General features: G+C 64.7%; 10 protein-coding genes. 5 read left to right on the top strand and 5 right to left on the bottom strand.

Annotation, left to right across the window (positions count from 1 at the left end):
- The first annotated feature begins 183 nt into the window (after positions 1-183).
- From ACOQFS_RS19075 to ACOQFS_RS19065, 3 genes are all read left to right on the top strand, one after another.
- Positions 184-477: a DUF4148 domain-containing protein gene (locus tag ACOQFS_RS19075; protein ID WP_421564396.1), complete on the top strand. Its 294-nt coding sequence runs from the start codon at positions 184-186 to the stop codon at positions 475-477.
- A 214-nt stretch (positions 478-691) separates the two neighbouring features.
- Positions 692-1,579 carry a hypothetical protein gene (locus ACOQFS_RS19070; protein WP_421564395.1) on the top strand — a complete coding sequence of 296 codons (888 nt, stop codon included), beginning with the start codon at positions 692-694 and terminating at the stop codon, positions 1,577-1,579.
- A 20-nt stretch (positions 1,580-1,599) separates the two neighbouring features.
- Positions 1,600-2,940, top strand: a complete 1,341-nt coding sequence (locus ACOQFS_RS19065; protein ID WP_421564394.1) for a hypothetical protein — start codon at positions 1,600-1,602, stop codon at positions 2,938-2,940.
- A 135-nt stretch (positions 2,941-3,075) separates the two neighbouring features.
- Here ACOQFS_RS19065 and ACOQFS_RS19060 read toward each other — a convergent pair whose 3' ends face one another.
- The 4 genes from ACOQFS_RS19060 to ACOQFS_RS19045 form a co-directional block, all read right to left on the bottom strand.
- Positions 3,076-4,098 carry a TRAP transporter substrate-binding protein gene (locus tag ACOQFS_RS19060; RefSeq protein WP_421564393.1) on the bottom strand — a complete coding sequence of 341 codons (1,023 nt, stop codon included), beginning with the start codon at positions 4,096-4,098 and terminating at the stop codon, positions 3,076-3,078.
- A gap of 76 nt (positions 4,099-4,174) precedes the next feature.
- Positions 4,175-5,452, bottom strand: coding sequence for a TRAP transporter large permease (locus tag ACOQFS_RS19055; protein WP_421564392.1), 1,278 nt, complete (start codon positions 5,450-5,452; stop codon positions 4,175-4,177).
- Between the two features lie 9 nt (positions 5,453-5,461).
- Positions 5,462-5,956: a TRAP transporter small permease gene (locus ACOQFS_RS19050; RefSeq protein ID WP_421564391.1), complete on the bottom strand. Its 495-nt coding sequence runs from the start codon at positions 5,954-5,956 to the stop codon at positions 5,462-5,464.
- Positions 5,957-5,959: 3 nt separating this feature from the next.
- Positions 5,960-6,526, bottom strand: a complete 567-nt coding sequence (locus ACOQFS_RS19045) for a gluconokinase (protein WP_421564390.1) — start codon at positions 6,524-6,526, stop codon at positions 5,960-5,962.
- Positions 6,527-6,704: 178 nt separating this feature from the next.
- Here ACOQFS_RS19045 and ACOQFS_RS19040 point away from each other — a divergent pair, with 178 nt between their 5' ends.
- On the top strand, positions 6,705-7,748 hold the full coding sequence (locus tag ACOQFS_RS19040; protein ID WP_421564389.1) for a LacI family DNA-binding transcriptional regulator: 1,044 nt from the start codon (positions 6,705-6,707) through the stop codon (positions 7,746-7,748).
- Between the two features lie 156 nt (positions 7,749-7,904).
- Here the strand turns inward: ACOQFS_RS19040 and ACOQFS_RS19035 are convergent, their stop codons facing one another.
- The gene (locus tag ACOQFS_RS19035) at positions 7,905-9,551 is read right to left on the bottom strand and encodes a methyl-accepting chemotaxis protein (protein ID WP_421564388.1); all 1,647 of its coding nucleotides are present in this window, start codon (positions 9,549-9,551) and stop codon (positions 7,905-7,907) included.
- Positions 9,552-10,062: 511 nt separating this feature from the next.
- Between ACOQFS_RS19035 and ACOQFS_RS19030 the strand changes: the two genes are divergently transcribed.
- A complete protein-coding gene (locus tag ACOQFS_RS19030) occupies positions 10,063-11,277 on the top strand; it encodes an MFS transporter (RefSeq protein ID WP_421564387.1) in 1,215 nt (404 codons plus the stop codon).
- The last annotated feature ends 327 nt before the right edge of the window (positions 11,278-11,604 follow it).

Genomic DNA, 11,604 nt, shown 5'->3' with positions numbered 1-11,604 from the left:
GCCGGTTCCCGCGTGGTGACCTACAAGAGCACTGCAGACCGCGCTGCCGTGAGCGCCCAGGCCGCTGACGCCGTGCGCACCGGCCAGATTCCCCACGGCGAACTGGGCTCGATGTAATCCGGCCCGCGCTTCCATCCCTGTTCTCGCTTCCTCATTTTTCATTCATTCACCAGGAGTTTCACCATGAACAAGACCGCACGTTTCCTGTCCCTCGCCGCCGTGGCTGCCTTTGCTTCTTTCGGCGCCCAGGCTGATGAAGCCGACGCTTCGCAGTTCGCCGCCAAGTTCGAAACCAACCGCACCCGCGCCGAAGTGATGGCCGAAGCCGCCACCGTGGCGCAGACCAGCGGCGCCATCCCCTCGGGTTCGCGTGCCCTGGTGTACTCGTCCAGCGCCGACCGCAGCGCCGTGAGCGCCCAGGCAGCCGATGCAGTGCGCGCCGGCAAGATCTCTTCGGGCGAGGTGGGTTCGCTGTAAGCCTCCACCGCCACGAAATCCCGCGGCTGAAAATCATGAAGAGGCCGGGAGCTCCCTAGGAGCTCCCGGCCTCTTTGCATCTTTCGCTTGTGCCGCCATGCAGGACGCTTGCCTATCGCAACATCACTTACATCCGTTGTCACACGTGCCGACCCTAGAATGCCCGCGCCTTCAGCTCTTTCACTGCGATGGTTTCACGCCAAACTGAATGTCAATGATCAATGCCGCAGCGCTCTCCCAAGCCACCGCTCTCATTACCGAACTCAGAAACACGCGCCAGTTTGATAGCTACAAAGCCTGGGGCGTCAACAATGTGGAGCTAGCCAATCAGCTGAACGAGCGGGTCAGCGGCAGAAGTACCTCTTGGCCCGACCAGGGGAACACCAGTTTGTGCGGACCAGCAGCCTTCATGTTCTGCCTCATTCACGACCGGCCAGATCTCTATGTGAGATACATCATCGACTTGTGGGCTGGGCGTCCTGCAACGCTCGGAAGCCGCAATGTGCGCCCTGGCCCCAATGTCCAGGCCACAGCGGAAACCATGACCTCCAACTCCCACCAAACCATACCGGCCGCTGCCCGCATCAATGCGGTGGACTGGATCAGCATGGCTAGTTTGCGCAATGACAGCCCTGACTTGAATCCGTTTGCGAACTACGATCACCCCAGCGCCACGGTGTCGGCAATTACCCGTCCTAAATACTTGCAGGACTGGTTCCATGCAGTTGGCGCCACCACGCTGCTCGACAACACCAACGAAATCATTCCTCTGTCGGATTGGAAAGAATTGCTGGAAATCGCGCCCTACCAAGCCAGTGGCTGGGTTGCGATGTTGGTATCAGCGGCCATGTTCCAAGGGGCAGGCGGCACCACCAGCAAGAATCACTGGGTAGTCCTCAATGGCCCGATTTCAATCAACGGCAGGCCCATCAGTGGGTACACCCGTGCCGACAAACCAGATCTAGAGACCGCCTCCGTGCAGGCCCGAGTGTTCACATGGGGCAATGAGGCGCAAGGTCTGGCTACTACCAAGGCGCTCCCCCATCTTTCGCACTTCCTCAAGTGCTTCCATGGAGGCATTGCCTTCTCATCCATTCCGTAGTCATTGCGCAGGATTGATACATGCCGCCCGCAATATCCCTCCGCGAACACGCGCTTCTCAAAACCGCCAAACGCCACAACGTTTTTTTTTGGTCCTTGTTGCTCCTCGCCGGAGCAAACGCCAAGGCGGAAACTGTTCCGCCGCCCCTGGCAACTTCGGCAGCGGCGCCGGCAGCTCCTCTCGCACATGCGCAGGCCCATGCGACTCAGATGGAACTGATCGGCACGCTGGGCGGTGAGCGCAGGAGTGAGCAGCTCGTTTTTTCGCCGCGCGGTGATCGGTTTGCACATGTGCACGACGCAGGACTGGAGCTTTGGCAAACACAGCCGCTGAAACGCCTCTCCACCGCAACCGCTTCATCAGGCCTCGGAATCCGCCAAGTTTTATTCAGCGCGAGCGGCCAACTTCATTTCCTCGACGGGCGCAACCACGCGTGGATCACGTCTGACCTCCGGCATGGCGTCAGCAACACAGCGGTAGACCTCCTCAGCCCGGACGGACGCCATGCCCTGCGGACGGGCCTGCGAGAAGGTGAGGATGGATTCATACCCCGCTTTTACAACGCTACCAGCGATGTCTATGACTTGCTGGAACAGCGCAGCGTATGCCAGTTCCCCGCGATCGCTCGTACAGCGAACATTGCGCTGACGACAAACTGGTTTGCCGCGCAGTTGGCACCGACAGGACCGCAGCCGCCCAAGCCACTCGCGGTGTGCGATTTGGCCTCGGGGCGATCTCTGATCATGCCGTTTGGCAACGCCCGCACTCTGGTACCCACCTTGGATCCTGAAAGCCGCTGGCTTCTGGTGCATGCAAGTGGCCCTCGTCCCATCGGCCTGCCCGATTGGCAGGAAAGCAAACTTTTTGCGCTGCCCCTTAGACAAAGCGCTTTTGAAACAGCCACTTCCAATCAAGCATATCCCTGCGCGGATTTGCCCTGCGGTCAACCTGCGGCCTTGCCGACAAAAACACAACTCCCTGAACATCCTGTCGTCTCTGTGGACGGGCTTTGGCTGGCCGAATGGGGAAGTGACCGGACGGTGAAGTTAATCAAAGGGCCTGGGATGCAGCAGGTCGCCGTCTTCCACCATGCACGGCATGAAAGTGGCCCCAACCACACCACGGGCGGGCGCCGCGTCGTGTTTTCGGCCAACAGTCGCTGGATGGGCTTGCAGGCAGGGGCACATCTTTATCGCGTGGATTTGCAGCACGCTCCGCTGAATCTGGAAGAACTCACCCCCCCCTCGGGTGAATTTGATTTGCGGGGCATATCGAGCGATGGCCTGCACTGGCTGGTGCTGCAGATGCCGCCAGCGCGAGGCGCATTGCGCGGCGCAGTATGGCGCACCCGGCAACCCTGAGCACCGCACCATATACCGTCAGAGCGCTGGCCAGGACAAACGTGGTCGCATCGACAAAGGGCTTCCTGCAGGAAGCCCCTCATTTGTAAGTTCTGAGGAGGCAACTACCGCTTCTGCCTCAGATTTTTTCCGAAGTCACTTGCCGCCGCGTGCCTGCGCCACGGCGCCCTGCACTTCCTTCCACAGCGCTTCGCCCACGTTGGCCGAGATGCTGGCGTTCACTGCACCGAGCTTCTCGCGCATGCGGTTCGCTTCGGCCGGCGACAGTTCGTTGATCTGCATGCCCTTGGCCTTCAGGTCAGCGAGCGCCTTGTCGGCTTCGGCGCGGGTGTCCTGGCGCTCGAAGTCGCGGCTCTTCTTCGCGGCATCCATCAGCACCTTTTGTTCGTCCTTCGACAGGCCGTCCCAGTACTTCTTGCTCACCGTCACGATCCAGGGGCTGTAGACGTGGTTGGTGACGGTGAGGTATTTCTGCACCTCGTAGAACTTGCTCGACAGGATAGTGTTGTAGGGGTTCTCCTGGCCGTCCACCGTCTTGGTTTCCAGCGCGGTGAACAGCTCGGAGAACGGCAGCGGCACGGCGTTGGCGCCCAGGGTCTTGAAGCTGTCGAGGAACACGTTGTTCTGCATCACGCGCAGCTTGATGCCTTCCATGTCTTCGAGCTTGGTCACCGCGCGCTTGTTGTTGGTGAGGTTGCGGAAGCCGTTCTCCCAGTACACCAGGCCCACCAGGCCTTTTTCCTGCAGCTTGTCCATCACCTTCTGGCCCACGGGCCCGTCCAGCACGGCGTCGGCCTCCTTGGCGTTGTTGAACAGGAAGGGCGTGTCCCAGATGGCCATTTCCTTGGTGATGCCGACCAGCGTGGCCGTGGAGCCGACCATCATTTCTTGCGCGCCGCCGATCAGGGCCTGCTGCATCTGCACGTCCGAGCCCAGCGCCGCGGCGCCGATGGCGCGCACCTTCATCTTGCCGCCCGAGGCTTTTTCCACCTCTTCGGCAAACAGCTTGGCGGCGCGGCCCTGGTTGGACACTTCATTGAGGCCGTAGCCGAAGCGGATCATGCGCGGCTTGATGTCTTGCGCAGCGGCCTGGAACGAGGCGGTGAGAGCGGCCACCGACAGGGCGGCCAGCAGCGTGCGGCGGAAAGTCTTCGTCATGGTTGTCTCCTTCATGGACAGGCAGGGTGGAAAAACAAGGGGTTGCGGCTGAACAGGTCAAAAAACGTCAGGCGCTTCAGAACATCAGCTTGAGCGGCCCGAGCACGATGACCGGGAACAGGATGAGCAGCGCGAGCATGGTGATGTAGATGAGCAAGAAGGGCATGACGCCGCGGATGACGGGCTCCATGCGCAGGCGGCCGATGCCCGCCACCACGTTGAGCACGGTGCCCACGGGCGGCGTGAGCAGGCCCAGGCAGCCGACGAAGATGAACACGAAGCCGAAGTACACCGGGTCGATGCCTGCCTTGGCGGCCAGCGGGGCCAGCACGGGCGCGAGGATGAGGATGGTGGGAGTGAGGTCCATCACCATGCCCACGGCCAGCAGGAAGACACACACCACCGCCATGAACAGCACCGGGCTTTGCAGCAGCGGGCCCATGCTCTGCGCCAGCTGGCTGGGCAGGTCGGCCAGCGTGACCATGTACGAGGCCGCCGTGGCCGCGCCGCACAGGAACATGACGACGCCAGTGGTCTTGGCCGCCGCCACGAACACGCGGTAGATGCCCGCCAGGTCGAGTTCGCGGTACACCAGCGTGGCCACCAGCAGCGCATACACGGCCGCCACCACGGCGGCTTCGGTGGGGGTGAAGACCCCCATGCGCAGACCGCCGATGATGATGACCGGCATCATCATGGCCCACACGCTGCCTGCCAGCGCGCGGCGGCGTTCGGCCCAGGAGGTCTTTTCGGCCACGGCCAGGTTCTTGTCCTTGGCCACCCAGCGCCACACCAGCACGAGCGACACGGCCATGAGGATGCCGGGCACGATGCCCGCAAGGAACAGCTTGCTGATGGAGGTGTTGGTCGTCACCCCATAGATCACCATGGGCATGGACGGCGGCACGATGGGCGCGATGATGCCGCCCGCCGCAATCAGCCCCGCGCTGGAGCCGTCGGGGTAGTTCTGGCGCCGCATCATGGGCAGCAGCAAGGTGGCCAGCGCAGCGGTGTCGGCAATGGCCGAGCCGCTCATGGACGCCAGCATCAGCGACGCCGCAATGGCCACATAGCCCAGGCCACCGGGGATGTGGCCCACAAAGGTGCGGGCCAGGTCGATGATGCGGCGGCTCAGGCCGCCGGCGTTCATCAGTTCACCCGCCAGGATGAAGAACGGCACGGCCAGCAGCGGAAAGCTGTCGAAGCCCGCCTGCATGTTCTGCGCCAGCAGCTGTGCGTCGAAAAAGTCCAGGTGCACCATCAGCGCCAGCGCGGTGAGCATGAGCGCGAACGCAATCGGCACGCCCACCGTCATGGCGGCGAACAGCACCAGCAAAAACAAGGCAATCGTCATGATGGGGCTTCAGCCTTCAGCGGTGTGTGAGGGTGCGGGCGGCGTGGTGCCGCGCAGGTCCTGCCAGGTCTGCAGCACCACGATGGCGGCCATGCAGGCGCCCATCAGCAAAATGCCGCCGGCGCCCAGCGCCAGCGGGTAGTTCATGACAGGGCTGCGGCTGTCCATGCCCACCACCACCTGCTGCCATGCGCCGACGATGAGGTAGTACAGCGCCAGCGCGATCAGGGCGCGCGACAGCCAGCGCATCGCCGCAGCCGGTGTGCCATTGAGCCGCGCCGTCACCAGGTCAAAGCCCAGGTGCTGGCCTTCGCCAAACGCCAGCGTCGCGGCCAGGCACACCAGCCACACGAACAGCAGGCGCGACAGCTCTTCCGACACCACCCAGCCCGTGCCCCACAGATAGCGCTGCACCACGTTGCCGAACACGGCAATCACCATGCCCAGCAGGCTCAGCGCCATGAGGGCCTCCACCAGGTGTTTCAGCAGTTTTCGAAGTGCCATGGCCTATACCTCCAGGCGGGGGCGGGTTGCGGATGCAGACGGGGATGCGGGTGCGTCGGCGCTGCTGCCCTGCAGCCACTGCTGCACCTGCGCGCCCAGTTCGGGCAGCGGGCGCGTGGCGTCCAGGCGCATCACACCGGGCTCGGCGCTGGGGTCTTCCAGCGTCTCGAACTGGCTGGCCACCAGGCTGACGGGGAACAGGTGCCCGGGCCGCGCGGCCACACGCTCGCGCGCCGCGTCCTGGGTGAGGGCCAGGAACACAAAGCGCAACCCGGGGACGGCAGCGCGCAGCTGGTCACGGTAGCGCTGTCTCAGGGCCGAACAGGTCAGCACCACGCCGCTCGGGTGCGCCAGCAGCTGGTTGGCCAGGGCATTCAGCCAGGCCTGGCGGTCATCGTCGCTCAGCGGCACGCCGCTGCGCATCTTGCTGATATTGGCCGCCGAATGGAAATCGTCGCCCTCCAGCAGGGGCAAACCCAGCTGGCGGGCGCACACCTGCCCCAGGCTGGACTTGCCGCAACCAGCCACGCCCATGACCACCAGGAACACGTCAGAAGACACAGAACTCATTGAAAACCCGTTTGGTAGCGCTATCCAACCGAAACCAAAAAAACACCTCGCCGACGAGGTGGAAGAAAAAAATCACACCGTCTCAAAACCGCCATCGGGGCACCACAAGTTGCTTGCCGGAGCGTTTGGACAGCGCTATCCTAGCCCTTTACGCGCCACCTCCACCCAGGGAAAACCCTTGCCCACCCCCTCCCACCCCGCCCGATCCGACTCCCGCCGCCGGTCCAGCGGCCGCACCACGCTCAGCGACGTGGCCCAAGCTGCCGGCGTGAGCCCCATCACCGCGTCGCGCGCGCTGCGGGGCGAACGCGGCGTGGCGCCTGAGCTGGTGCAGCGCGTGAAGGACGCCGCACAGCGGCTGGGCTATGTGCCCGACCCGGCTGCCCGCGCCCTGGCCTCGCAGCGCAGCGTGCAGGTGCCGGTGCTGGTGCCGCTGCTGTCCAACGCGCTGTTCGTGGACGTGCTGGAGGCAGTGCACCGCACCCTGTTGCCCCACGGCTACCAGGCGCTCATCGGGGTGACGCATTACGACCCGGCCGAGGAGGAACAGCTGCTGCGCACCTACCTGGCCCACCGCCCGGCCGGCCTGCTGGTGACGGGCTTTGACCGCACCGAGGCCGCGCGCCAGATGATTGCCGCCAGCGGCGTTCCCTGCGTGCACCTGATGGAGATGACGTCGGCGGCCGGTGTCTACTGCGTCGGCTTCTCGCAGCAGGAGGCCGGCCACAGCATGACGGCGCACCTGCTGGCGCGCGGGGCGCGCAAGGTGGCCTTTGTAGCCGCGCAGCTCGACCCGCGCACCATGCAGCGGGCCGAGGGCTACCGCCGCTGCCTGCGCGAGGCCGGCCTGTACGACCCCCGGCTTGAGCTGCTCAGCCCCGAGCCGTCATCCATCCGCCTGGGCGCCGAGCTGCTCGAAGAAGTGCTGCGCACCCGCCCCGGCGTGGACGCCGTTTTCTTCTGCAACGACGACCTGGCCCAGGGCGGTCTGCTGGCCGCCCAGCGCCTGCGCCTGGCCGTCCCGGGCCAGGTGGCGATCGCGGGCTTCAACGACCTGGCCGGCAGCGACCAGATGCTGCCGCCGCTGACCACGGTCCGCACGCCCCGCTCGGCCATCGGCGAAGCCAGCGCCCGCATGCTGCTGGCGCTGATGCGCGGCGAGGTGCCGGAGCGCAACTCGGTGGATCTGGGGTTTGAGCTGACGGTGCGGGGGAGTACGTAGATAAAGCACCCCCTGAGGCGCTGCGCGCCTTCACCCCTCTCTCGAACCGCTGTGCGGTTCGGGAGGGGGACGCCCCCGGTGCGGCGGGGCGGCCCTTGCACGGGGGCACTGGCCTGGGCCGCGCCAGTTTCCGAAGGCTGGGGGAGAGGCTGAAGATTACGCGGACACCAGTGCGCGCTGTGACGACGACTTCATCGCCTTGCGCAAGGCCACGGCGTCCTGGGCCTGAGCGGGCGCCGAGGCATCGATGCGGAACACCTGCACGGTCTCGGTCATCGTTTGCGCCTGGCCGTTGAGCTGCATGGCCGATGCGGCGTTTTCCTCCACCAGCGCAGCGTTTTGCTGGGTGATGGTGTCGAGCTGCGCCACGGCAGAGTTGACCTGCGAGATGCCGCTGAGCTGCTCGTTGGAGGCGCTGTGAATCTCGCCGATGAGCGTGTTCACGCGCCGCACGAGTTCGAGCGACTCGGTCATGGTTTTCTGGGCGGCATCGGTTTTCTGGTGGCCCTCGCTGACCTTGGTGGCCGATTCGTCGATCAGCTGGCGAATCTCCTTGGCGGCCGACAGCGTGCGGTGCGAGAGGCTGCGCACCTCCGACGCCACCACCGCAAACCCGCGCCCCTGCTCGCCAGCGCGTGCGGCTTCCACGGCCGCATTCAGCGCCAGGATGTTGGTCTGGAACGCAATGCTGTCGATGAGCTGGGTGATCTCGCTGATGCGGCCCGACGCGGTCTGGATCTGCTTCATGGTGCTGGCCACGCTGTCGACGGCCTCGCTGCTGCGCTCGGCCACCTGCGTCGCCTGCGTGGCAAGCACGGTTGCCTGGCGCGCGGATTCGGCCGTCTGCTTGACCGTGCCGGTGATCTCCTCCATCGACGCCGCCGTCTGCTCCAGGTTGCTGGCCTGCGCCTCGGTGCGGGACGACAGGTCCTGGTTGCCCTGCGCGATCTCGTGGGTGGACATCTGCATGTGCTCGCTCTCCTGCCGCGCGTCGCGCACGATGGACAGCAGGTTCACGTTGAGCTGCGCGAGCGCCTTCTGCAGGTCGCCCACCGTGTCGGTGCGAGACGCTGAAATCTTCTGCGTCAGGTCGCCCGCCGCCATGCGGTTGGCCCAGCGCAGCATCTGGCTCAGCGGGGCCACAGTGACCTGGTGCAGGTACACGGCCAGCCCCAGCGCCAGCAGCAGCACGGCCAGCCATGCGGCGCCGGAGCCCACCGTCATGCTGTGCCCACCCACCAGCGCTGCACACCACGAGGCAACCACCAGCAGCACGGTGCAGCTCATCATCTTGCCCAGCGCGCCGAAATGCAGCGCCTGGGCCACGCGGCCCCACAGCGTCTTCTTCACAAGCACCCCGGCCCGGAAGGTATGCACGATGTGGCCCGCCTGCTTCTCGGCCTGCATCAGGCGGTAGAGCTGGTCGGCCGCCTGGATCTGCTCGCGCGTGGCTTCGGTGCGCACCGACATGTAGCCCGTGGGCTGGTCGCCCTGCATGAGCGGCGTGACATTGGCCATCACCCAGTAGAACGTGCCGTCCTTGCGGCGGTTCTTGACGGGCGCGGACCAGGGCGTGCCGCTCGCGATGGTTTCCCACATGTCGCGGAAAGCCTCTTCCGGCATGTCGGGGTGGCGGATCATGTTGTGGGGCTGGCCCAGAAGTTCTTCTTTCTCGTAGCCGCTGACCTCGATGAACATCGGGTTGCAGTACAGGATGCGGCCCTTGAGATCGGTGGTGGACACCAGGGTCTGTCCTTTGGGGAATGCATATTCCTGCGTGCTGACCGGAAGATTGACTCGCATGGGGATCCCTCCTGTGGTTGGCCTGTCACTTCAGAACCGACTTTCACCGCGCAGTGACAAGTCAAAAACATCGTAGAGGGACTCTGCGAAACCGCGAAGTGGTAAATGCACCGACTCTGCGCTGGGACTTGCGCTGGATTTGCGCTGGATCAAATTGGTGCACACCCCAACACCGTGCATGCGGCTCACGTTGCAGCGCACCAATCTGGGCACTGCGATTCTCATTCGCTATGTTATTTGTAGCTATCTTTTGTTTATCAATAAGCGCTGAAGGGTATTTTTATTGAAATTTCGGCTTGCACCGAGCTGGCACGGCCATTGCTTGAAATGGCCCGCGGTCAACGGAGACCGCGTATCAGCCCGGTGCAATGGCGGATTGGGCGAACAGGACGCTGGCGTCTTCACGAAGTGCGATGTGGCCGCAGGGCCTGTGCGTTTCGTGCAGGCGCTTTTTTGTTTACTGGCCGGGCCACGGGGTTGCATCCCCGCAGGCCCCTTGCACAACACCTCCATGCTTTCATTTCGCGAGTTCCTCAAGTCCGGCCACGCGCCCACGCTGTGGTCGTCGTTTCTTTACTTCGGCTTTTCGTGTGCGGTCTGGGTGATCAATGGCGCGATGGCGCCGTTCATCCAGGAGAGCCTGCGGCTCAGCCCCACGCAGATGGGCATGATGCTGTCCATCCCCATCTTTGCGGGCGCGCTGATGCGGTTTCCGCTGGGCATCCTGGCGCAGTACATCGGCCGCAAGAATGCCACCCTGGTCGAGATGGCCGGCATCTTCGTGGCCATGGGATACGGCTACCTGTTCGTGCACACCTACAACGACCTGCTGGCCCTGGGCGTGCTGCTGGGCGTGGCGGGCGCGAGCTTTGGCGTGGCACTGTCGCTGGGGGCGGGGTCGTTTCCGCCGCGCTACAAGGGCCTGGCCATGGGCATTGTGGGCGCGGGCAACGTGGGCACGGCCGTGGCCGCGCTGCTGGCCCCGGCGCTGGCGCAGGCGTACGGCTGGCAGGCGGTGTATGGTTTTGCCGCCATCAGCGTGGCCCTGCCTGCAGTGGTGATGGTGGTGTTTGCCAAGGAGCCCCCCGACCTGTCGCCCCATTCCACGTTCCGCGAGCACATTGCCTGCCTGTTTGAAAAAGACGGCTGGGCCTTCAGCCTGATCTACGCCGTCACCTTTGGCGGCTTCATTGGCCTGACCACCTTCTTGCCCAGCTACTTCTACGACCAGTTCGGCGTGAGCAAGGTGCAGGCCGGGCAGCTGACCATGCTGGCCGCCTTCCTGGGCGCAGCGCTGCGCGTGTTCGGCGGCTGGCTGTCGGACCACTGGGGCGGCGTGAACACGCTGACCGGCGTGCTGGCCATCACCACCGTGAGCCTGGTGCTATGCGGCCTGGCAGAGAACTCGCTGCCGGTGACCATGCTGCTGTTCCTGGTGTGCTTTGCGGCGCTTGGCGCCGGCAACGGCGCGCTGTTCCAGCTGGTGCCCCTGCGCTGGCCCCTGTCCACGGCCGTGGCCGGCTCCATGATCGGCGAGATCGGCGCCCTGGGCGGCGGCCTCATCCCCAACGCCATGGGCATCTCGCGCCAGTACAGCGGCTCGTACCTCTGGGGCTTCGTGGCCATCGCGGTGTGCGCCGCCGCCATGCTGGTGCTGCTGCGCGTGATGCAGATCCGCTGGACCCGCACGTGGGCAGAAAAGGGAGGCCGGGCGCGCAGCGCGTGACGTGCGGTAGCACGTAAGCGCGATAGCGCTTGCCGAACTTTCGATAGAAAGGTGGACGCGCGCGCAGCGCGTGAACGGCGTAGCCGTGAAGGCGCGGCAGCGCCTTTCCACCTTTCCAGCGCAGGCTCACTTTGCGCAGCAAAGTGAAACGCAGTGGGCCGGAGCTAAAAGGGAGGCCGCGCACGCAGCGCGTGACGTGCGGTAGCACGTAAGCGCGCAGCGCTTGCCGAACTTTCGCTAAAAGGGTGTCGTGCGCGCCGCGCGTGACCCACTGCCCCCTCTCCCCTCGCGGGAGAGGGTTGGGGAGAGGGGGCGCTTGCACGGGGC

This window comes from Paracidovorax sp. MALMAid1276 (assembly GCF_049198005.1).
In the GTDB taxonomy this organism is placed as follows: domain Bacteria; phylum Pseudomonadota; class Gammaproteobacteria; order Burkholderiales; family Burkholderiaceae_C; genus Acidovorax.
Note: the sequence above shows the minus strand (reverse complement) of the source record. Positions and strands in the feature narration are given on the sequence as shown.

What these genes read in the sequence shown, in the direction of transcription:
- ACOQFS_RS19075 (WP_421564396.1), top strand. Translation starts at nt 184, where the DNA reads ATGAACAAGACCGCACGTTTCCTGTCCCTCGCCGCCGTGGCTGCCTTT.
- ACOQFS_RS19070 (WP_421564395.1), top strand. Translation starts at nt 692, where the DNA reads ATGATCAATGCCGCAGCGCTCTCCCAAGCCACCGCTCTCATTACCGAA.
- ACOQFS_RS19065 (WP_421564394.1), top strand. Translation starts at nt 1,600, where the DNA reads ATGCCGCCCGCAATATCCCTCCGCGAACACGCGCTTCTCAAAACCGCC.
- ACOQFS_RS19060 (WP_421564393.1), bottom strand. Translation starts at nt 4,098, where the DNA reads ATGACGAAGACTTTCCGCCGCACGCTGCTGGCCGCCCTGTCGGTGGCC.
- ACOQFS_RS19055 (WP_421564392.1), bottom strand. Translation starts at nt 5,452, where the DNA reads ATGACGATTGCCTTGTTTTTGCTGGTGCTGTTCGCCGCCATGACGGTG.
- ACOQFS_RS19050 (WP_421564391.1), bottom strand. Translation starts at nt 5,956, where the DNA reads ATGGCACTTCGAAAACTGCTGAAACACCTGGTGGAGGCCCTCATGGCG.
- ACOQFS_RS19045 (WP_421564390.1), bottom strand. Translation starts at nt 6,526, where the DNA reads ATGAGTTCTGTGTCTTCTGACGTGTTCCTGGTGGTCATGGGCGTGGCT.
- ACOQFS_RS19035 (WP_421564388.1), bottom strand. Translation starts at nt 9,551, where the DNA reads ATGCGAGTCAATCTTCCGGTCAGCACGCAGGAATATGCATTCCCCAAA.
- ACOQFS_RS19030 (WP_421564387.1), top strand. Translation starts at nt 10,063, where the DNA reads ATGCTTTCATTTCGCGAGTTCCTCAAGTCCGGCCACGCGCCCACGCTG.